The organism is Promicromonospora vindobonensis (assembly GCF_042685865.1).
GTDB lineage: Bacteria > Actinomycetota > Actinomycetes > Actinomycetales > Cellulomonadaceae > Promicromonospora > Promicromonospora vindobonensis.
The window spans coordinates 2,372,530-2,392,777 of the sequence record NZ_JBHUOG010000002.1; the positions used below are offsets into that span (position 1 = coordinate 2,372,530).

Below are 20,248 nucleotides of genomic sequence, written 5' to 3' on the forward strand. Positions count from 1 at the left end.
CCCCGCTGATTGATCGCGCCGTCACGCGGCCCGCTTGCCTCGTGACGCCGCGACGAACCGTGCGACGAGGATCAGCGCGGGGACGGACAGCACCAGGTGGAACACGTTGGCCACCGGGTCGAGCGGCACCGCGAGCGGGGTGCCGAGCAGCAGGCCCTGGACGAACCAGCCGATCACACCGAGCACCCCGTAGACGACCCCGACCACCGCCGTGAAGTGGCGTGCGACCCGGGCGTCCCGGGCCACCCAGCCGGCGTATGCGGCGAGCAGGCAGAACAGCAGGTGCAGGGCACCGTGCGCCCAGTCGTGCGCCAGCCGGTGCTCGACCAGCTTGGTGATCACCGGATAGACCGTGAACGCCGCGAACAGGAACGCCGCGATGCGGCAGTAGACGCGGAAGTGCCGGTCGGTCCGCGGCGAGCGGTCCCGCGGGCCGCGCGGCATCTCAGCGCAGCTCGTCCGCGTGCTGCTCCGCCAGGGCCGGTGGCGCCATGGCGAGCCAGGCGTCGACCAGGGCCTCCCGCAGCTCGGCCTCGCCGACGACGTCGAGCTGGACCAGCATCCCGGCGAATCCGTCGAAGTGCTGGATCGTGAAGAATCCCGGCCGGCCCTGGGCCAGGATCGCCTCCTTCTCCCCCAGGTCCTCGACCCGCACGCCGAGGATCGGACCCGCTGGCACCGGCTCGTCCCCGAAACGCTTGAGGTCGGCCTTGGTGAACGGGCGCTCCCACGCGAACGCCTTGGGCCCGACGGACCAGGCGCGATGACGCCAGCTCGTGCCCTCGGAGGTCTCGGGCAGCGCGAGGGCGAGCCGGGCGACGTCGTCGTAGGTGGCCACGAGTCCACGGTAGCTCCAGCGGGTCCCGGTGATCGGCAAGATCACCCACCCCTGAGGCAACCGGTAGGGTATGGCCAGTACCTGGGACGCGCCGTTTCAGGTAAGACGTTCCCACGACGAGGTGACCCCATGCGCATCGGATTCCAGACCGGTTACTGGTCCCGCAGGCCCCCGAAGGGCATCCAGCAGTTCATCCTGGCCGCCGACCGGCTCGGCCTCGACTCGGTCTGGACCGCGGAGGCCTACGGCTCCGACGCGTTCTCGCCGCTGGCGTGGTGGGGCTCCCGCACCAAGAACGTGCGCCTGGGCACGGGCATCGCCCAGATCTCTGCCCGCACGCCGACGGCGACCGCCATGCAGGCCCTCACGATGGACCACCTGTCCAAGGGCCGGTTCGTGCTCGGGCTCGGCGCCTCGGGGCCGCAGGTCGTCGAGGGCTGGTACGGCCAGCCGTACAAGCGGCCGCTGGCGCGCACGCGCGAGTACGTCGACATCGTGCGGCAGGTGATGCGCCGCGAGGCCCCGGTGACCCATGACGGCTCCTTCTACCAGCTGCCGCTGTCCGCCGAGGCACCAGGGGCGATGGGGATCGGCAAGGCGCTCAAGCCGACGGTGCACCCCTTCCGCCCCGAGATCCCGATCGTGCTGGCCGCGCAGGGCCCCAAGAACGTGGCCCTCGCCGCGGAGATCGCCGACGGCTGGATGGCCGGCTTCTACGCGCCCCGGATGGACGACGAGTTCCGGGCGCTGCTCGCCGAGGGCTTCCACGTCCGGTCCGAGGAACGTTCACCGGCCGACCGGTTCGAGGTCGCCGCCACCGTCCCCGTCGTCGTGCGGGACGACGTCGAGGCCGCTGCCGACGTCATCCGCCCCCACATCGCCCTGTACGCGGGCGGGATGGGCGCAAAGGAGGCGAACTTCCACAAGCAGTCGCTCGACCGGCTCGGCTACAAGGAGCCGCTCGACAAGGTGCAGGAGCTCTACCTCGCCGGGCGCAAGGAGGAGGCGGCCGCTGCCGTCCCGACGCAGCTCGTGGAGGAGATCGCGCTCGTCGGGCCGATCGACAAGATCCGCAAGGAGCTGCCCTCCTGGGAGAGCACCGCGATCACGACGATGCTCGTGCAGGGCGACCCGGCCTCGATGCTGGCGCTCCTGTCGGCGTCGCAGGACTCGTCGCTCGGCGGCCGGGTCCGCTCGACGACCGGTGCGCTCCTGTCCCGGGTGGCGCCGAAGAAGGTCTGACGGGTCTCGACAGGCTCGACCGACGGGATGGCCGAGCCTGTCGAGACCTCTCACGGAAGGACCGTGATGCGGCCCTCCGTCGTGACGTCGATGGTGCCCAGCGTGCGGGCGTGGTCCGCGATCACCTCCGCGTCGACCGGGGCGTCGCCGAGCGGCACGAGCACCTCGGCGTCGGCGAACCCGCTGACGCCGTCGCCGCCCCCTGCCACGTAGGCCGTCACCGCGACGGTGTAGGTGGCAGCCGGGTCGAGCGGCGCACCGCCCACGCTGACCTCCCGCACCCGCGAGCCCACCTCAGCGCTCGGTGCGTACGCGTACGCCATGCCGGACACCTGCGGGAACCCGCCGCCGGCGTCCTGCACGCGGGAGACCGCGTCCTCGAGGGACTGGCGCAGGCCCGCTCCGCTCACCCGTACCTTCAGCACCCGGTTGGCGAACGGCGCGATCGAGTAGGCGTCGCGCAGCGTGAACTCGGGCCCGGGCGCCTCGGCCCGCAGTCCGCCGCCGTTCACCCAGCCGACGTCGGCCCCGTGCCGCGCCCTGAACGCGTCGGCGACGAAGTTGCCCAGCGCCGTCTCCTCGGACCGGCTGATCTGGCCAGGGTTGACCAGGGGCGTCCGCACGTCGGCCAGCACCTCGGAGAGCCGCTCGTCCATCTCGGCGGCGTAGCGCTCCTCGACCTCGCGCAGCGCAGGGTCCGGCGTGACCGTCTGGTCCACCTCGACCACCGACGGCGCCACCACGTGCTCGCCGCGCCGCTTGGTGAGGTCGAGGCGGATCAGCGAGCCGATGTTCCCCTCCGACGCCATGAGCGGCACGTCGCCCTCGTACTCGATCACCGAGTCGTACTCCGCCATCTCCTCGCCGAACACGGCGTCCAGCTCCGGCACGGCCCGGACCAGCTCGCGGTTCTCGTCCATCGGGTACTGGGTGACGGCAACGACCACGTCTACCGTGGCGTGCGCCGTCAGGTCGGCGACGGCGGCGCGCGTCGCCTCCACCGGGTCCGTCTCGACGAGGTCGCCGGCGGCCGACGTCGTCTCGATCGCGTCCGTGAGGCCGACGAACCCGACACGGACCTTGCCCACCCGCTGCACGGCCCAGGTGCCGCCCTCGACGAAGGGCTCCCCGGCGGTGTCGGTCAGGTTGGAGGTGATCCACGGGAAGTCGGACCGCGCGACGAGCTCGCGCGCGTGGTCCACGCCGAAGTCGAAGTCGTGCTGCCCGAAGTTCGCCAGGTCCACGCCGACGTCGTTGAGCGCCTCGACCATCGGCACGCCCCGGTAGAGCCCGCCGAACAGCGTGCCGCCGGCGAGGTCTCCGCCGAAGACGACGGCCGTCGCCGGGTTCTGCTCCTCGACGGTGCGCACGGCCGTGGCCAGCCGGGCGACGCCGCCACGGTCCTGGCCGCCGGTCAGCACCGGCCCGATCTCGTGCGCGTCGTGGAAGTACAGGAGCGTCGCGGTGTGCTGGGCGCGATCAGGCTTCGGTCCGGCCGCCGCTGGCGCAAGGCCCGACGTGGCCAGGCCGGACACGAGCAGCAGGGTTCCGAGAGCCCCGGTGATGCGGGCGAGCGGGCGGTGCATGGCAGTACCTCCGACGGCGGATCAGGTTCGGCTCGGGACGCTAGCTGACGGCCGTGAACGGTGCGGTTCCCCGCACGTGAACTGTGGGTGACCGCGGCCCGGGGCCCGTCTCAGGGGTCCGACGGACCCGGCGTCTCGTCGTCGGGGAACCAGACCGCTCGGCGCAGGTTCACGCGGCGGCCGTCCCTGGACAGCGGGCAGCCCTCGGCGCGCAGCGCGTCCAGGGCCTCGGTCACGTGGTGCTGTGGCGGGGACCCGGCGGCGTTGACGACCCGCCACCACGGGACGCGTTCGCCGTCCGCGCCGTCATCACCCATGCCGTCGTCGGGTACCAGGTGCGCGTACCGGTCGCCGGACCCGGCCATGACGCTCCCGACCTGACGTGGCCCGCCGCGGCCGAGCTGCTCGCCCACGATCTCCGCGATCAGCCCGTACGTCATGGCGCGGCCGGACGGGATGCGCCGGACGACGTCGAGCACGGCGGCGGCGTACTCCTCGACGTCGGTGAGCTGGTTTCCGGGCGGCGGGTCGGTCACGGATGCGATCGTAGACGGACCCGGCCCGTGCCCCTACCAGGGGAATTTGCTTGCACCAGGTGCGACGATCGCAGCATGGACCTTCCCCAGATCGCCCTGCCCGCGGGATACCGCTGGCGCACGCTGACCGCCGACGACCGCCGCCTCGTGACCGAGCTGGACACCTGGGCGTTCCCCTCGGGGACCTCCCACGACGACCTCGACGCCTCCCCGTCGCCGCTGACGTGGGACCGTGCGATCGCCGTCGAGGCCGAGGGCTTCGACGGGCTCGTCGCGTTGCACGCGTCGTACCCGTTCGAGCACTTCCCGGTACCCGGAGCCGAGCTGCCGACGGCCGGTCTGACCTGGGTGGGCGTACACCCGCAGCACCGCCGGCGGGGCCTGCTGAGGGCGATGATCGACCTGCACCTGGCGCGCACGGCCGAGCGGGGCGAGCCGCTCAGCGCCCTGTTCGCCGCGGAGGCCCCGATCTACGGCCGGTTCGGCTACGGCCACGCCGCCGACGACCTGCGCCTGGACGTACCGCGCGGCGCCGCCCTGCGCGACGTGCCGGGAGCCGAGCGGCACACCGTCCGCATCGAGGTTGCCTCGCGTGAGCGGCACGGCGACCTGGTCGACCGCCTGCACCGCGCCGCCGGCGCGGCCCCGACAGGTATGCCGGGGATCAACCGGCCCGGCTGGGTGACGCGCGAGACCGAGGCACTGCAGGCCCTGCACTGGGACGACGCACCCGCCCAGCGGGGCGGACGCGAGTCCAGGCGCATCCTGATCGCGGAGCTGGACGGCGAGCCGCGGGGCTACGTGACGTTCCGCCGGTCCCTGAAGTTCGAGCCCACCGGCGCGCGCGGGCACGTCAGCGCCGGCGAGGTGGTCGCGGCCGACGGCGCCGCCGCCCGTGCCCTGTGGCGTGCGCTGCTCGACCTGGACCTGACGAACGAGGTCAGCCCGTTCATCCTCCCCGTCGACGACGTCGTCACGCAGCTCCTGGTGAACCTGCGAGCCGCCGCGCCGCGCACCCCGGACAACCTCTGGGTCCGCCTGGTCGACGTCGGCGCCGCGCTCGCCGGACGCCAGTACGCGGCCGACGTCGACGTCACGCTCGCCGTGACCGACGCCTTGCTGCCCGCCAACAGCGGCGTCTACCGGCTGCAGGCGGAGGCGTTCGGACCGGCGTCGGTGGAGCGCGTCGACCCGGAGTTCGACGCCCCTGAGCTGTCGCTCGACGTGCGCGAGCTGGGCGCCGTCTACCTCGGCGGCAAGTCGCTCGCGGTGCTGGCAGCCGCGGGCCTGGTGACCGTGCATCCCCGCCCGGGACAGCGCCGGAGCCCGCTGGCGAGCGCGAGCACCGCGTTCGGCTGGCCGGTCGCACCGGGCGCGTCCTGGGTGTTCTGAGCGGCTTGCCGTGTCATGCCTGGCAGGTCGCGCACCAGAACAGGTTGCGGCCCGCCAGCTCCTTGACCAGCACGGGGGACCCGCACCGCCGGCACGGCAGCCCGTCCCGGTGGTAGACGTAGAACGCCTGGTCGGAGGGCACCGCGTCCGGGGCGCCGTCGGTGTTCTGCCGGGTCCGTCGCCCGTCGAGAACGGGGTTAAGTTCGCTCGAGCCCTCGGTCCGAACACAACCCCGTTCTCGACCACGATCCTCGGGCCGGGTCGTGACGATCGCGCCACGCGCCGCGCCGTCGCGCATGAGGACCACCAGGTCCGCCCAGATCGCGCGGAGCGCGGCGGCGGGCACGTCACGGCCCGGTCGTAGCGGGTCGACGCCGGCCCGGAACAGCGCCTCGGCCCGGTAGATGTTCCCGACGCCCGCGACGACGGCCTGGTCCATGAGCTGCTGCCCGATCGTGACCCGCGACCTGCCGACCCGGGCCACGAAGGCCTCGACGTCGGCGTCGTCCCTGATGGGGTCGGGGCCGAGGCGTGCATGGACCGCCCTCTTCTCCTCGGACGTGATGACCTCGCAGGCCGTCGGGCCGGTGAGGTCGGCCACCGCGTGGTCGCCGAGCAGGCGCACGCGCACCTGTCCGCGCGGCTCCGGCGCCTCCCACGTGCCGGACGCGGAGGTCGCCGGGGTGAGCTGTGCGTCAGACCGGTCGGACGCCGGCGAGGGCGCCGTCGTCTCGCGCTCGCCGATGCGCTTGCGGGGCGCGCCGATCGCGTGCGCGACCTCCGGCGCCCCCGGAGCGCCGGCGAACGTCCACGCGCCGTAGAGCCCGAGATGCGTCCGCAGCCAGAGGGTGTCAGCACCCGAGGTCGCTCCGCCGACCTGAGCGTCGGACGCGTCGGCGGGGGCGAAGCCCAGGAACAGCTGCTTGCCCCAGGCCTCGCTCGCCACCAGCCGTCGCCCCGAGAGCACGGCGGCGCCGTCGGCGAACCGCCCCTGCGGGCTGCTCACCCGCAGGACGTGCCCGGAGTACAGGGAGTCGAACGTCCGCGCGAGGCGGTGGACGGTGTGCCCCTCAGGCACGCTTTGCTTCGTAGTCGGCGAGCTGGTCGATCCGGCGCTGGTGGCGTGCGTCGCCGCTGAACGGCTCGGCGAGGAAGGCCTCGATGAACGCCGCGGACTCCTCCAGCGAGTGCATGCGCCCGCCGACGGCGATCACGTTCGCGTCGTTGTGCTGGCGGCCCAGCCTCGCGGTCTCCAGCGACCACGCGAGGACGGCGCGGACCCCTGTGACCTTGTTCGCGGCGATCTGCTCACCGTTGCCCGAACCGCCGATCACGATGCCGAGCGAGCCCGGGTCGGCGACGACGGCCTCGCCGGCGGAGATGCAGAAGGCGGGGTAGTCGTCCAGGGGGTCGAGCTCGTGGGCCCCGTGGTCGACGACCTCGTGTCCCGCAGTGGTGAGAAGCTGCACCAGGTGCTGCTTGAGGTCGTACCCGGCGTGGTCGGCGGCGATGTGCAGGCGCATGGGCTCCATTGTTCCTCATGGGTGAAGCAGGACGCGCAGCACCGATGAGGCGGCCGCGCGTTGCGTACGCTGGCGCAATGACCACCGACGCAACGGGTCTCACGTCGGGCATCGATCTCGACGCGCTCGACCCCGCAACCCGCCCGCAGGACGACCTGTACCGCCACGTCAACGGACGGTGGATCGACTCGCACGAGATCCCCGCCGACCGCGCCATGGACGGCGCCTTCCGCGACCTCTACGACAAGGCAGAGGTGCACGTCCGCGAGATCATCCAGGACGCGCCCACCGGTTCGAAGATCGGTGACCTGTACGCGAGCTTCATGGACACCGACCGCATCGCCGAGCTCGGCACCGCGCCCCTTGCCGAGGACTTCGCGCTCATCCAGGGTGCCCGCACCATGGCCGAGCTGACGAAGGCGCTGGGCACGCTGCAGCGCACGGGCGGCACCGCCGGCGTCCGGTTCTGGGTCGACAACGACGCGACCGACCCGGAGAAGTATGTCGTCTACCTGCGGCAGTCCGGGCTCGGCCTGCCCGATGAGGCGTACTACCGCGAGGAGCAGTACGCCCCGATCCGCAAGAAGTACCTGCCGCACGTGGCCAGGATGCTGCGCTTCGCAGGTGTCCACGAGACCTGGGGCATCTCCGCCGACGACGCCGCCAGCCGCGTCTTCGACCTCGAGAAGCGCCTCGCCGCCCACCACTGGGACGTGGTGCGCGACCGCGATGCGACCCTCACCTACAACCCGATGACGCTCGCCGACCTCGTCGCGTCGGCACCGGGCTTCGACTGGGCGGCCTGGGCCGAGGCCCTCGGCGTGCCTGCCGGCGCCTTCGACCACCTCGTGGTCCGCGAGCCGGGCTTCGCGACCGGCTTCGCCGACCTGTGGCGCGAGCTGTCGGTGCTGGACTGGCAGCTCTGGATGACGTACCACGTGATCAGCGCCCGGGCGCCGTACCTGACGGACCCGATCGTCGAGGCCAACTTCGACTTCTACGGCCGCACCCTCACCGGTGCGCAGGAGGTGCGCGAGCGCTGGAAGCGGGGCGTCGCGCTCGTCGAGGGCGCGCTCGGCGAGGTGGTGGGCTCCGAGTACGTCGCACGGCACTTCCCGCCGGCGAACAAGGCCAAGATGGACCGTCTCGTGGACGCCCTCGTAGTGGCCTACCGCGAGTCCATCGAGGGCCTCGACTGGATGACCGACGAGACCAAGGCCAAGGCGCTGACGAAGCTCGAGAAGTTCACGCCGAAGGTCGGGTACCCCGTGAAGTGGCGGGACTACTCCGGGTTCGAGGTGGACGCCGCCGACCTGGTGGGCAACGTCCGGCGCTCCAACGCGTTCGACCAGGACTTCGAGCTGGCGAAGATCGGCAAGCCCCTGGACCGCGACGAGTGGTTCATGACGCCGCAGACCGTCAACGCGTACTACAACCCCGGCATGAACGAGATCGTGTTCCCTGCCGCGATCCTGCAGCCGCCCTTCTTCGACCCCGAGGCCGACGACGCCGTGAACTTCGGCGGGATCGGCGGCGTCATCGGGCATGAGATCGGGCACGGCTTCGACGACCAGGGCTCCAAGTACGACGGCGACGGCCGCCTCGAGGACTGGTGGACGGACGCCGACCGTACCGAGTTCGAGAAGCGCACGAGCGCGCTGATCGCGCAGTACGACCAGTTCCGCCCGGCGCAGCTCGCGGCGACCGCCGCCGTCAGCGGCGCGGAGGGCGAGGACGGCGCCGTCGAGGACGTGCATGTCAACGGCGGCCTCACGATCGGCGAGAACATCGGCGACCTCGGTGGGCTGTCGATCGCGCTCAAGGCGTACCGGATCGCGCTCGGCAAGCCCCTCGAGGAGGCGCCGGTCGTGGACGGGCTGACCGCCCTGGAGCGGATCTTCCTCGGCTGGGCGCAGGTGTGGCAGTCCAAGGGCCGCGACGAGGAGGTGCTGCGCCGTCTCGCGACGGACCCGCACTCCCCGAACGAGTTCCGCTGCAACGGCGTGGTGCGCAACGTGGACGAGTTCTACGCGACGTACGACGTCCAGCCGGGCGACGCCCTCTACCTCCCGGAGGAGGAGCGCGTCCGCATCTGGTGAGCCACTCGCGCCCGGTCGGGTGACGGCCGGGCGCGCGCCGGCCACGGGATGAACGTACGAGATCGGGGTGTGTTGCTCCGCGTTGACAGTGTCTACGCGGAGCAACACACCCCGATCTCGTTGTCCTACCCCGCCAGCGGCGTGGTCAGGCGTCCGTGTGCTGGGCCTTCAGGGCCCGGGTCGTACCGGCCAGGGCCTCGACGATCAGCCGGCGCAGGGCCGGTGCCGCCTCGGCGTTCTGCTCCAGCCAGGCCGACGTCGCGTCCCGCAGCTCCGCCGACGCCAGCGGCGCCGGGTAGAAGCCCTCGATGATCTCCTCGGCGATGTGGTACGTCCGCTCGTTCCACACCTTGAGCACGGCGTCCAGGTACGGCTGCACGACGCCGGCCAGCGCGGCCGGGTCGTTCACGTGCACGAACCCGAGACCGGTGTTCCGGATGATGGCGTTCGGCGCGTCGGCGTCCACCACGGACGACAGCGCCGCCAGCTTGCCCTCGACCGTCGGCTTGGCGGCCCGCGCCCGGGCAGCCGCCTGGCGACCGGTGGCGGTGTTGTCGGCCGCGAGCATCTCGTCGATCTCCTGGTCGCCGGCGGCGCCGTTGAGCACCAGGCCTTCCAGGAGCTCCCAGCGCAGGTCGGTGTCGAGGGTCAGACCGTCGAGCGTGACCGAGCCGTCCAGCAGGCCGGACAGCGTCTGCACGTGCGTGGGGGTCGATGCCACGTGCGCGAAGAACTTCACGAGCTGGAACTGCGTGTCCGAGCCCGCGGTGGCGGCCCCCACGAGCGTCCAGAGCGTGTCGCCCACCTCGGCGAGCGTCGCCGCCCGGTCCGACGGCGCCACGTACTGCTTGGCCGCCAGCACCATCTGGTTGAGCGTGGTGCGGAGCGTGGTCGACTCGGTCTCGCGGGCGATGCCACCCAGCACGAGGCGGACGTACTCGGAGGCCGGGACCTCGCCGTCGCGCACCGAGTCCCAGACCGAGCCCCACACGAGGGAGCGGGCCAGCGGGTCGGCGATGTCGGCAAGGTGCTCGAGCGCGACGCGGAGCGACGCGGCGTCGAGGCGGATCTTCGCGTACGCGAGGTCCTCGTCGTTGAGCAGCACGAGCGCCGGCCGGTCGAGCTCGACGAGCTCCTTCACGTCCGTCCTCGGCCCGTCGACGTCGACCTCCACGAAGTGGGTGCGCACGAGCTCGCCGGCGTCGGACAGGCTGTAGAAGCCGATGCCGAGGCGGTGCGGGCGGATCGTCGGCCACTCGGCGGGCGCCGTCTGCTCGACGACGAACGACATGATGCGGCCGTGGCTGTCCGTCTCGATCACCGGGCGCAGCGTGTTCACACCAGCGGTCTCCAGCCAGAGCTTCGACCAGGCCTTGAGGTCGCGGCCGCTGGTGGTCTCGAGCTCCGTGAGCAGGTCCGGCAGCTCGGTGTTGCCCCACGCGTGCTTGCGGAAGTACGCCGAGACGCCCGCGATGAACGCGTCGCGGCCCACCCAGGCGACGAGCTGCTTGAGCACCGAGGCGCCCTTGGCGTAGGTGATGCCGTCGAAGTTGACCTGGACGTCCTCGAGGTCCTTGATCTCGGCGACGATCGGGTGCGTGGACGGCAGCTGGTCCTGCTTGTAGGCCCAGGACTTCTCCATCGCGGAGAACGTTGTCCATGCCGCGTCCCACTCGGTGGCCTCCGCCGTGGCGAGCGTGGAGGCGTACTCCGCGAACGACTCGTTGAGCCAGAGGTCGTTCCACCACTTCATCGTGACCAGGTCGCCGAACCACATGTGCGCCAGCTCGTGCAGGATCGTCACCACGCGGCGCTCGCGCACGGCCTCGGTCACCTTGGAGCGGAACACGTACGACTCCGTGAAGGTCACGCAGCCCGCGTTCTCCATGGCGCCCATGTTGTACTCGGGCACGAACAGCTGGTCGTACTTGGTGAACGGGTACGGCACGCCGAACGTGGACTCGTAGAACTCGAAGCCCTGGCGGGTCTTCTCGAAGATGTAGTCGGCGTCGAAGTGCGCCGACAGCGACTTGCGGCAGAACGCGCCGAGCGGGATCTCCCGGCCGTCCGACGAGGTCAGCGACGAACGGACCACCGCGTACGGGCCGGCCACGAGCGCCGTGATGTACGTCGAGATGCGGCCGGTGGGCTCGAACGTCCAGGTCGCGACGTCCCCGTCGGCCGCGGCGGGGACCGGCTCCGGCGTCGGCTCGTTGCTCACGACCTGCCATGCGGCGGGCGCCGTGACCGTGAACTGGAACGTCGCCTTGAGGTCCGGCTGCTCGAAGCAGGCGAACACGCGGCGCGCGTCGGGCACCTCGAACTGCGTGTAGAGGTACACCTCGCCGTCCACCGGGTCCACGAAGCGGTGCAGCCCCTCGCCCGTGTTCGTGTAGCCGCAGTCGGCCACGACGACGAGCTCGTTGTCGGCGGCCAGCCCCTCCAGGACGATGCGGGAGTCGGCGTACACCGCCGCCGGGTCCAGCTCGCGACCGTTCAGCACCACGGACTTCACCGACGGTGCGACCAGGTCGAGGTGAGTCGAGGCGCCTTCCGTAGCGGTGAAGCGCACAGTCGTGGCGGACGCGAAAGTCTCCGGACCAGTGGTCAGGTCCAGCGCGATCTCATACGACTCGACCGATACGACGCCGGCACGTTCGACCGCCTCGGCGCGGGTCAGGTTCTCTCCGGGCACAGGCCCTCCACGTCTGTCTTCTCGGGGGCGGCGAATGACGCCCCGCACGCCCGACGGGCGCGCCTCTTCGGTTGGGTTGTCGTCCGGTCTGTGAACTACCTGCGACGACTCGTCGATCATGCCACGCAGGAGTAACAGCGAGTAACGCCTTTGTGTACGATCGACCGCGGTCGCCCGACCGACCGATTTGAGCTGAGGGAGTCGCCTGATGTCCGGCACAGTGCCGCCGCCACCGCCGCCAGGCGGATGGCCCGACGAGGACCCGGGTACGCCGACCCAGGAGCAGCACCCACCTACCGCACCGACGCCTGCCCAGCAGGCGCCGGTGCAGCGAGTCTCCACGTCGACCCGGAGACCGCCCGCCATCTCGCCCGCGAACCAGTTCGCGCAGGCCGTCACGCCCGCGCCCGCCGCACCGGGCGCCCCCGTGGTCCAGTCCGTCCACATCCACAACGGCGGCGGGGACCCGGGGACGCAGCAGTACTACCCCGAGCAGTACCAGCAGGGATACGCCCAGCAGGGCTACACCCAGCAGCAGCCACAGCCGCAGCAGCACGGCGGCCAGTACCCGCCGCAGCAGTACTCGCCGCAGGGCTACGACCAGTACGGACAGCCCGTCTACGCGACGCCGCCCGGCGGATACCCGCCCGCGCCAGAGCGCAAGAAGAAGCTGAGCCCCGGCTGGATCGCCTTCATCGCCCTGGACGTGCTGCTCGTGGTCGCGGCGATCGTGTTCGCCGTCAACCTGCTGGGTTCGCCCGACGACACCCAGGAGGCCGGTGAGACCCCGGCCGTCGAGCAGTCCGCCGAACCGGAGCCCGAGGAGGGCCTGGAGACCGACGGCGGGCCCGGCGTCGAGACGTTCGCGGCACCGTCGCTCAACATCACGTGCACGGTCTCCGCGGACGCCGCCACCTGCGGCATCGCGAAGCTCAACCAGAAGCCGGCCCCCGACGCGTCGTGCGACGGCGCGTCCGGCTACGTGGCGAAGGTCGACCCGAGCGGCAACGTGACGCAGCCGTGCGTCGGCAAGAACGACCAGCCCAAGCCCGCCGGTGGCGACACCGCGGTCCTGGACTACGGGACGCAGAAGAAGTCGAACGGCTTCACGTGCACCAGCGAGAAGACCGGCATGACGTGCGTCTCCGACTCGGCCGGTGCCGGCTTCACCATCGCCCGTGCGGGTATCAGCGCGGCCTGAGCGCCCGGTCGAGGTAGCACGGTGTCTCCGAGGTAGCACCGTGGCGAGACGGCACTGTGGCCCATCCCCGCGCGGGGATGGGTCACAGTGCCGTCTCGCCGCGGTGCTACGCGGGTGTGTCGACCTCGGGCTCTTCCTCGTTCATGACGCCCACCAGCGACCGCAGGCGCGCGTTGCTGAACAGGTCCTCCAGCAGCACCACGGTCCCCGCTGAGTCGGCCAGCGGCACCTTCCAGTTCGGGTACTCGGCGTCGGTGCCGGGCTGGTTCTGCGTGCGCCGCTCCCCCACCGCGTCGGTCAGGTACACGCCGACCAGCGCGGACGGCGTGTCCTTGAGGTAGCGGTGCAGGCCCTCGACCAGCTCGCGCTCGGACGGGTCGAACGTCGTCAGGCCGCGGCGGGACAGTGCCTCCACCAGCGACTCGCGCTCCGCGCGGGCACGCCCGCGCAGCACCGTCGCCTCCTCGGTGAGCAGCCCCAGCCGCTCGCGCAGGTCCACGTGCTCGCCCGCGAGGTACCCCGCCGTCGGCGGCAGGTCGTGGGTGGTCACGGTGGCGAGCGCCGCGCGCCGGTACGCCTCCGGCTCGACGGGCGCTCCAGCGGCGTCGCGCTCGAAGAGCAGCACCGACGTGCCAAGGATGCCGCGCTCGGCGAGGTAGTCGCGGATCCACGGCTCGAACGTGCCGAGGTCCTCGCCGATGATCGTCACCCCGGCACGCTGCGCCTCCAGGCACAGGATGCCGATCAGGGCCTCGTGGTCGTACGTCACGTACGCGCCGGCCGACGCGCGCGCGCCGCCCGGGATCCACCAGAGGCGGAAGAGGCCGAGCACGTGGTCGATGCGCAGCGCGCCGCAGTGCCGCAGCACCGTGCGCAGCAGCTCCCGGTAGGGCGCGTAGCCCGCCCTCGCGAGCGCACGCGGGTGCCACGGCGGCTGGGTCCAGTTCTGGCCCTGCTGGTTGTACATGTCCGGCGGTGCGCCGACGGACACACCGTGGGCCAGCACGCCTGCGTCGGCCCACGCGTCGGCGCCGTCGGGTGCCGAGCCGACGGCAAGATCCTTGAGCAGGCCGAGCCGCATGCCGGCGTCGAGCCCCGCGCGGTGCGCCGCGCGCAGCTGCTCGTCCGCGACCCACTGGAGCCAGCAGTAGAACTGGACCCGCTCCGAGAGGGCGTTGCGGAGCGTGGTCACGCCCGACGAGCCCGGGTCGCCGAGCTCCGTCGGCCAGTCCCGCCCGTCCAGGTGCTCCGTGATGGCGCACCACGTCGCGAAGTCGATCAGGCCCTTGCCCTGCGCCAGCACGAACTCGTCGAACGCCGTCTGCCGGGCGGCCGACCGCTGGGCCGTGTAGACGACCTCGAGCGCCGCCTTCTTGGCCTCCCAGATGGCGTCCCGGTCGATCGGCCCCGAGTCCTCGGAGAGCTCACGGACGGGCTCTGCGGCCCACTCCACGAGCGACCGGTCGGCGGCGGAGAGGTACGCCGTCTCACGGATGTCCTCGACACGGATGTAGAGCGGCGACATGAACCGGCGCGACGTCGGCAGGTACGGGCTCGGCGTCAGCGGCGAGACCGGGCCGGTGGCGTGCAGCGGGTTGATCCCCACGAACTCGGCGCCGCCGTTGTGCGCCGTCTGCCACGCGAGGTCACCCAGGTCGGCGAGGTCGCCCATGCCCCACGAGTCCCTCGACCGCACCGAGTAGAGCTGGACCATGAAGCCCCAGGCCTGCTTGCGGGCGACCTTCTTGCGCAGCTCCAGCCGCAGCGGCGTGACGACGAGCGGGACCTGCGCCGTCTGGCCGCCGGACTCGGCGTGCAGCGTGTGCCAGCCGAGCGGCAGGTCGCCGGGGACGGTGAACGTCGCCCGGCCGACCTTGCGGCTGTCCACGGTGCGCGGCTCCGCGTAGACGTCGGCCTGACGCAGCTGGACCCTGGGGCCCCGCACCGTCGCGAACGAGCCGGTCGCGGTCGCCTGCGGTGCCGTCACACGCCATGGTGTGGCGCTTGCCGGTACGACAGGCTGGTCGGACTGCTCGAGCTCGACCCACGCGGTCACGGCCGCGCCGTCGGCGACGTGCACGGGCACCTGCACCTCCGTGCCCTCGCGGAGCACGATGGTCGACGGCAGCATCGAGCGCCAGTCGTCGTCGCGGGCCCGGTCCAGGCTCGCGGTGACGGCTGCGGGGGTGGACGCCGGTACGTCGAGCGCCTCCAGCACCGCGACGACCGTTGAGGCGCTGACCTGCTGCACGCGGCCGTCGTGGTCGGTGTACTCGCACTGCACGCCGTGGGCGGTCGCCAGCTCGGCCAGCTCCGGCGGCACGGTAGAGCCGTCTCCGGTGGTTCCGGGCATCGGTTCGTCGGTCACAAGGAAAGATCCTGCCATCAACCGGCGCTCACCGGGCGCAACGCGGGCGTGTCCGACGAATTGACCGCGTCCGGAGCCCTGCCGGTCAGGCTCCCGGAGGGCCCTCGTCGTACGGGACCGACGAGGACGCCAGGACCACGCCGGCGTCGAGCAGGGCCGTGTGGGCCGCCACGCGTAGCGACCGGGCGACGAGCCACTGCTGGGCCGGGCGCACCTGCGCGTGCAGCGTGAAGGTCAGGCCCATCCGGTCCACGGCGTCGACGCCGCGCACGGACGGCGTCTCCAGGAGGCTGTCGGCCACCTCGGGGTCGTTCTTCACCCGGTCGACGGCGCGGCCGAGCGCTGCCCGGACCACGTCGACGTCGGTGCCGAGCGGGACCTGCACCGACGCCACCGCGCGGCTCCACTCCTGGGTGCTGTTGCCGGCACGCAGGATCTCGCCGTTGCGGACGTACCAGAGGGTGCCGTCGAACGCGCGCACCTGGGTGAGGCGCAGGCCCATCGCCTCGACGGTGCCGACCACGCCGCCGTCGAGGTCGACGATGTCGCCCACGCCGAACTGGTCCTCGATGAGCAGGAAGATGCCGGAGAGGAAGTCCTTGACCAGGCTCTGCGCGCCGAAGCCGAGGGCGACGCCCGCCACCCCGGCACCGGCCAGCAGCGGCGCGATATCCGCACCGATGGTCTGCAGGATGTAGAGCGCCATGATGGTGCCGACCACGATGTTGACCGACGAGTTCAGCACCGAGCCGACGGTCCGTGCCCGCTGGGCGCGCCGTTCGGCAGCCCGCGGGTTGGCGGCATTCAGAACGTCGGCAAGAGCCTGCGGCGACATCAGCATGTTCTTGCGGCGCCGCTTGCCGTCCGCACCGGGTGCGGCGGTCGGCACGGCACCCGTCGTGGTGCCGACGGGGTCGGCGGTGCGCTCGACAGACCGCGGCTTCTGGCCGAGGGCGATGCGCTCGGTGAGCGAGGTGATGACGCGCCGCAGGACGTAGATCGCGATCATGCCGATCACGATGGTGAGGATGACCTTCAGGGGCCGGTCCAGGAACCAGGACCAGAAGTCCTCGGCACTGTCGAAGACGGAGGCAGCAAGAGACTCGAACACGCCTGCCAACCTACTCGCGTCCGGGAGCAGGATCGGACATCTTGGCGCAGGTCCAACGGACTCCTGCGCGACCTTCACAGGGCTTTCGCCTCGCGGGCCGGCGCGGCCGCCGGATCGTGAGACCGGTCACGGGCCCGGGTACTCCCGGGCCCGCGCGGTCATGGCGCCGGGCTCACCGTCGAGCCCGGCCTCGCTCGGCTCCAAGGGTTCCTCCCCGGGAGCACACCGTCACACTCTGAGCGTCTCGAGCTCCGCGGCGAGGTTGTCCGCCTCTGGCCCGACGATCACCTGGACCACCCGGCCGGACCGCACCACGCCGAACGCGCCGGACGACTTCAGTCCCGGCTCGTCCACGAGGGACGGATCGCTCACCTCAACTCGGAGCCGAGTGATGCACGGCTCCAGCTCGACGACGTTCGAGGTCCCTCCGAGTGCCGCAAGGATCTGGTCAGCCTTGGTCATGTCTCAACTCCCACCGTGCGTCGCTGCAGGTCTGCGACCAGCCTAGCGGTCCTGGCAAGCGTTTCGCCCGGGCTGCTGTCGAATCGATCACATGAGACTCCGTTTCACACGACGGACATCGTGCTGTCACCGTCGAGTGGCAGGATGACGAACGTGACTCAGGAATCCTTCTTCGACGCCGTCGGCGGCCACGACACGTTCGTCCGCCTGGTCGACGTCTTCTACGACGGCGTCGCCGACGACCCGGTGCTGCGCCCCATGTACCCCGAGGAGGACCTGGGGCCGGCGAAGGAGCGTCTGACGATGTTCCTCGAGCAGTACTGGGGCGGCCCCGGCACCTACTCCGAGCAGCGGGGGCACCCACGCCTGCGGATGCGGCACGTGCCGTTCAAGGTCAACCCGGACGCCCGTGACCGCTGGCTCGCGCACATGCGGACCGCCGTCGACTCGCTCGGCCTCGCGCCGATCCACGAGTCGCAGCTGTGGGACTACCTGGAGCGCGCCGCCTTCAGCATGATCAACACGTTCGAAGACTGACCAGGAACGACGAGGAGACGCCCGCTCGTGGACGCCACCACCCCTGACCCGATCTCCGGCACGCCGTCGGACGGCCAGCCCGACGCGCTCGACCGCCTGTTGCGGGTCCTCGACCTGCGGCACCTGGAGGGCTGGGGCCCGCGCGGCGAGGAGGACGTGCTGCGCGGGGACAGCATGCCCGGCCCCGCCAACCGCGCCTACGGCGGGCAGGTGCTCGCCCAGGCGATCCTCGCCGCTGACCGCACCGTGCCGGACGGCCGCCTGATCCACTCGCTGCACGGCTACTTCCTGCGGGAGGGGCGGGTCGAGGAGCCCATCGACTTCGCGGTGGAGCGGCTGCGCGACGGACGCTCGTTCAGCGCGCGGCGCACGCACGCCATCCAGTTCGGCAAGCCGATCCTGTCCATGATCGCGTCCTTCCAGGACGATCAGCCCGGCTACGAGCACGCGATGCCGATGCCCGACGACGTGCCGCCGCCCGACGAGGTGGGCTCCGCCTTCGACGAGCTCGCCGGCCTGCCGGAGGGCGTAGCGGTCCGGGCCCAGTTCTGGACGGACTCGGCGTTCGAGCTGCGGCACGTGGGCGGCTCGCTGTACCTGAACGCGGACAGCGCGGTGGCCGACGGCGGTACGCCGCCCGCCACCCAGATGGTCTGGATGCGCACGCGGCGGCCCCTCGAGGCCAAGGGGCAGGCCATGCACCGCGCCCTGCTGGCCTTCGCGTGCGACCAGCTGATGCTGGAGCCCGCCCTGCGTGCCGCCGGCAAGTCGTGGCAGGACGTCGGCGCGTCGGTGCCCATGGCGAGCCTCGACCACGGCATGTGGTGGCACCGCGACGTCCAGGTGGACGAGTGGATGCTGTTCGTGCAGACCTCGCCGACGGCCCAGGGCGGCCGTGCGCTCGGTACCGCGAAGGTCTACACGCAGGACGGCGCCCTCGTGGCCTCGGCGGGCCAGGAGGGCATGATCCGGCTGCCCGGCTAGGCGCCCAGCTCTAGGCGCCCAGCTCGGCCAGCCGGTCGCGGGCCGCCCGGATCGCCTGCCGGGTGACCTCGACCTGCTCCTTGCCGACGCCCGCCTCCACCCGGAGCTCCAGGGCCCGCTCGAACAGGGCGAGGGCCTCGCCGAGATAGGGGCGTGCCTGCTCGACGTGCACCTCGAGCGCCTGGTCGTACCGGCACGTGCCCCAGTGCTGCAGGGCGAGGTACTCGAGCCGGCGCGCGTGCTCGACGCTCGCGGCGTGCTCGCCGTAGTGGTGGGTGGCCTCCAGCGCCAGGCCGAACAACAGGTCCGCCACCGAGAACCGGTGGCGCCACTGCAGCACGTGGGCCAGCCGAAGGAGCGGCGCGACGGCGCCGAGCGGCACGTCGGAGGCGTGCGAGTGCGCCGCCTCGGCGTCGCAGGCCGGCCCTCCGTGCAGGCTCACGGCGAGCCAGCCGAGGCGCTCCGCCTCGGCCAGCTCGGCGTCGGGGTCGTCCGACTCGAACGCGAGGGCGCGGGTGAGCGGCACACGTACCGCGAGGGTGTCCGGCGCGTCGCGTTCCGGGCGCCCCGCCAGCTCGGCGAGGTACGCCCGCGCGGCCGGGACGTCGTCGATCACCTCGTGCAGGGTGACCGGGTCGAAGTAGTGCCTGGGCAGATCCACCTGTTCCTCCGTGGCCGAAACCAAGGGGGATGAATCTAGCAATTCGGACACCCTGAGGGCCACTCGGCTACCCGCTGGCACGTCAGGCGGGGCTGAGCCCGAACGGCACCGGGGCGCTGATCAGCCGCCGATCTTGTCGAGCTCGACGAGGTCGTCGTCGGACAGCCGGAGCCCCGCTCCCACGACGTTCTCCCGCAGGTGCGCCGCCGATGAGGTGCCGGGGATGAGCAGGATGTTCGGCGAGCGCTGCAGCAGCCAGGCCAGGGCGACGGACATCGGCGTGGCGGAGGACCGGGCGGCCACGGCCGAGAGCGCCGAGGACTGGAGCGGGCTGAAGCCGCCCAGCGGGAAGAAGGGCACGTAGGCGATGCCGCCGTCGGCGAGCGTGTCGATCAGCTCGTCGTCGTGCCGGTGGGCGAGGTTGTACATGTTCTGCACGCACACGATCGGGGCGATGGCCCGCGCCTCCGCCACCTGTTCCGCTGTCGCGTTGCTCACGCCGAGGTGCCGCACGAGACCCTGCCCCTGGAGCTCCACGAGGGTCTCGAACGCCTCGGCGAGCGGCTCCGCCTGAGGCCCGTTCGCGTTGCCGAGCCGCAGGTTGACCAGGTCGAGCGCCTCGACGCCGAGCGTGTCCAGGTTGTCGCGGACGGCGCGGCGCAGCTCCTCGGGACGCCGCGCAGGAGGCCAGCCGCCCTGCTCGTCGCGGTGCGCGCCGACCTTGGTCACGACGTGCAGCGATCCGGGGTACGGGTGCAGCGCCTCGCGGATCAGCTCGTTGGTGACCCGCGGCCCGTACGCGTCGCTGGTGTCGATGTGGGTGATCCCGAGGTCGACGGCCTCGCGCAGGACCCCGAGGGCGCCGTCGCGGTCGGCCGGCGGGCCCATGACCCCTGGCCCGGCGAGCTGCATGGCGCCGTAGCCGAACCGGGTGACGGTCAGGTCGCCAAGGGTCCAGGTGCCCCCGGGAAGCGCTGTGGTGAAGGTGCTCAATTCGATCCCTTGTGTCGAGC

At 71.9% G+C, this 20,248-nt stretch carries 18 protein-coding genes; 6 read left to right on the plus strand and 12 right to left on the minus strand.

Going from position 1 to position 20,248, the window contains the following annotated elements; all coding sequences use genetic code 11:
- Nucleotides 1-21: 21 nt before the first annotated feature.
- Together ACFS27_RS23845 and ACFS27_RS23850 are read right to left on the minus strand one after the other, a co-directional pair.
- On the minus strand, nucleotides 22-444 hold the full coding sequence (locus ACFS27_RS23845; RefSeq protein WP_377188511.1) for a hypothetical protein: 423 nt from the start codon (nucleotides 442-444) through the stop codon (nucleotides 22-24).
- Between the two features lies 1 nt (nucleotide 445).
- The gene (locus ACFS27_RS23850; protein WP_377188514.1) at nucleotides 446-838 is read right to left on the minus strand and encodes an MmcQ/YjbR family DNA-binding protein; all 393 of its coding nucleotides are present in this window, start codon (nucleotides 836-838) and stop codon (nucleotides 446-448) included.
- 129 nt (nucleotides 839-967) lie between these two features.
- On the opposite strand from ACFS27_RS23850, the gene ACFS27_RS23855 reads away from it, so the two are divergent.
- The gene (locus ACFS27_RS23855; RefSeq protein ID WP_377188517.1) at nucleotides 968-2,080 is read left to right on the plus strand and encodes an LLM class F420-dependent oxidoreductase; all 1,113 of its coding nucleotides are present in this window, start codon (nucleotides 968-970) and stop codon (nucleotides 2,078-2,080) included.
- A 50-nt stretch (nucleotides 2,081-2,130) separates the two neighbouring features.
- On the opposite strand, the gene ACFS27_RS23860 is transcribed toward ACFS27_RS23855, so the two are convergent.
- On the minus strand, nucleotides 2,131-3,666 hold the full coding sequence (locus tag ACFS27_RS23860; protein ID WP_377188520.1) for a bifunctional metallophosphatase/5'-nucleotidase: 1,536 nt from the start codon (nucleotides 3,664-3,666) through the stop codon (nucleotides 2,131-2,133).
- 110 nt (nucleotides 3,667-3,776) lie between these two features.
- Nucleotides 3,777-4,202 (minus strand): MGMT family protein, encoded by a 426-nt coding sequence (locus ACFS27_RS23865; protein ID WP_377188522.1) that lies wholly within the window; start codon nucleotides 4,200-4,202, stop codon nucleotides 3,777-3,779.
- A 75-nt stretch (nucleotides 4,203-4,277) separates the two neighbouring features.
- Here ACFS27_RS23865 and ACFS27_RS23870 point away from each other — a divergent pair, with 75 nt between their 5' ends.
- Nucleotides 4,278-5,594: a GNAT family N-acetyltransferase gene (locus ACFS27_RS23870; protein WP_377188525.1), complete on the plus strand. Its 1,317-nt coding sequence runs from the start codon at nucleotides 4,278-4,280 to the stop codon at nucleotides 5,592-5,594.
- A gap of 13 nt (nucleotides 5,595-5,607) precedes the next feature.
- Here ACFS27_RS23870 and ACFS27_RS23875 read toward each other — a convergent pair whose 3' ends face one another.
- Nucleotides 5,608-6,672, minus strand: a complete 1,065-nt coding sequence (locus ACFS27_RS23875) for an Fpg/Nei family DNA glycosylase (protein ID WP_377188528.1) — start codon at nucleotides 6,670-6,672, stop codon at nucleotides 5,608-5,610.
- Nucleotides 6,665-7,117, minus strand: coding sequence for a ribose-5-phosphate isomerase (locus ACFS27_RS23880; protein WP_377188531.1), 453 nt, complete (start codon nucleotides 7,115-7,117; stop codon nucleotides 6,665-6,667). Before ACFS27_RS23880 ends, ACFS27_RS23875 begins: the two co-directional genes overlap by 8 nt.
- 77 nt (nucleotides 7,118-7,194) lie before the next feature.
- Between ACFS27_RS23880 and ACFS27_RS23885 the strand changes: the two genes are divergently transcribed.
- Complete coding sequence (locus ACFS27_RS23885; protein ID WP_377188534.1) at nucleotides 7,195-9,216, plus strand: M13 family metallopeptidase; 2,022 nt, start codon at nucleotides 7,195-7,197, stop codon at nucleotides 9,214-9,216.
- 145 nt (nucleotides 9,217-9,361) lie between these two features.
- Here ACFS27_RS23885 and pepN read toward each other — a convergent pair whose 3' ends face one another.
- Nucleotides 9,362-11,911: an aminopeptidase N gene (pepN, locus tag ACFS27_RS23890; protein WP_377188536.1), complete on the minus strand. Its 2,550-nt coding sequence runs from the start codon at nucleotides 11,909-11,911 to the stop codon at nucleotides 9,362-9,364.
- Between the two features lie 208 nt (nucleotides 11,912-12,119).
- Between pepN and ACFS27_RS23895 the strand changes: the two genes are divergently transcribed.
- On the plus strand, nucleotides 12,120-13,112 hold the full coding sequence (locus ACFS27_RS23895; RefSeq protein WP_377188539.1) for a hypothetical protein: 993 nt from the start codon (nucleotides 12,120-12,122) through the stop codon (nucleotides 13,110-13,112).
- A gap of 106 nt (nucleotides 13,113-13,218) precedes the next feature.
- On the opposite strand, the gene malQ is transcribed toward ACFS27_RS23895, so the two are convergent.
- From malQ to ACFS27_RS23910, 3 genes are all read right to left on the minus strand, one after another.
- Nucleotides 13,219-15,465, minus strand: coding sequence for a 4-alpha-glucanotransferase (gene malQ, locus ACFS27_RS23900; RefSeq protein WP_377191156.1), 2,247 nt, complete (start codon nucleotides 15,463-15,465; stop codon nucleotides 13,219-13,221).
- A 100-nt stretch (nucleotides 15,466-15,565) separates the two neighbouring features.
- Nucleotides 15,566-16,591 (minus strand): mechanosensitive ion channel family protein, encoded by a 1,026-nt coding sequence (locus ACFS27_RS23905; RefSeq protein WP_377188542.1) that lies wholly within the window; start codon nucleotides 16,589-16,591, stop codon nucleotides 15,566-15,568.
- A 228-nt stretch (nucleotides 16,592-16,819) separates the two neighbouring features.
- Nucleotides 16,820-17,053, minus strand: a complete 234-nt coding sequence (locus tag ACFS27_RS23910) for a glucose PTS transporter subunit EIIB (protein ID WP_253870184.1) — start codon at nucleotides 17,051-17,053, stop codon at nucleotides 16,820-16,822.
- A 144-nt stretch (nucleotides 17,054-17,197) separates the two neighbouring features.
- Here ACFS27_RS23910 and ACFS27_RS23915 point away from each other — a divergent pair, with 144 nt between their 5' ends.
- A complete protein-coding gene (locus ACFS27_RS23915; RefSeq protein ID WP_377188545.1) occupies nucleotides 17,198-17,590 on the plus strand; it encodes a globin in 393 nt (130 codons plus the stop codon).
- Nucleotides 17,591-17,617: 27 nt separating this feature from the next.
- Complete coding sequence (locus tag ACFS27_RS23920) at nucleotides 17,618-18,574, plus strand: acyl-CoA thioesterase (protein WP_377188548.1); 957 nt, start codon at nucleotides 17,618-17,620, stop codon at nucleotides 18,572-18,574.
- Nucleotides 18,575-18,584: 10 nt separating this feature from the next.
- On the opposite strand, the gene ACFS27_RS23925 is transcribed toward ACFS27_RS23920, so the two are convergent.
- Both ACFS27_RS23925 and ACFS27_RS23930 read right to left on the minus strand, forming a co-directional pair.
- Entirely contained in the window at nucleotides 18,585-19,235 is a 651-nt protein-coding gene (locus tag ACFS27_RS23925; RefSeq protein WP_377188551.1) for a hypothetical protein, read from the minus strand.
- Nucleotides 19,236-19,355: 120 nt separating this feature from the next.
- Complete coding sequence (locus tag ACFS27_RS23930) at nucleotides 19,356-20,228, minus strand: aldo/keto reductase family oxidoreductase (protein ID WP_377188554.1); 873 nt, start codon at nucleotides 20,226-20,228, stop codon at nucleotides 19,356-19,358.
- Nucleotides 20,229-20,248 lie beyond the last annotated feature (20 nt).

Excerpts from the sequence above, each read along its gene's own strand:
- ACFS27_RS23915 (WP_377188545.1), top strand. The coding sequence starts at position 17,198 with ATGACGAACGTGACTCAGGAATCCTTCTTCGACGCCGTCGGCGGCCAC.
- ACFS27_RS23845 (WP_377188511.1), bottom strand. The coding sequence starts at position 444 with ATGCCGCGCGGCCCGCGGGACCGCTCGCCGCGGACCGACCGGCACTTC.
- ACFS27_RS23880 (WP_377188531.1), bottom strand. The coding sequence starts at position 7,117 with ATGCGCCTGCACATCGCCGCCGACCACGCCGGGTACGACCTCAAGCAG.
- ACFS27_RS23855 (WP_377188517.1), top strand. The coding sequence starts at position 968 with ATGCGCATCGGATTCCAGACCGGTTACTGGTCCCGCAGGCCCCCGAAG.
- malQ (WP_377191156.1), bottom strand. The coding sequence starts at position 15,465 with ATGCCCGGAACCACCGGAGACGGCTCTACCGTGCCGCCGGAGCTGGCC.
- ACFS27_RS23870 (WP_377188525.1), top strand. The coding sequence starts at position 4,278 with ATGGACCTTCCCCAGATCGCCCTGCCCGCGGGATACCGCTGGCGCACG.
- ACFS27_RS23885 (WP_377188534.1), top strand. The coding sequence starts at position 7,195 with ATGACCACCGACGCAACGGGTCTCACGTCGGGCATCGATCTCGACGCG.
- ACFS27_RS23895 (WP_377188539.1), top strand. The coding sequence starts at position 12,120 with ATGTCCGGCACAGTGCCGCCGCCACCGCCGCCAGGCGGATGGCCCGAC.
- ACFS27_RS23910 (WP_253870184.1), bottom strand. The coding sequence starts at position 17,053 with ATGACCAAGGCTGACCAGATCCTTGCGGCACTCGGAGGGACCTCGAAC.
- ACFS27_RS23860 (WP_377188520.1), bottom strand. The coding sequence starts at position 3,666 with ATGCACCGCCCGCTCGCCCGCATCACCGGGGCTCTCGGAACCCTGCTG.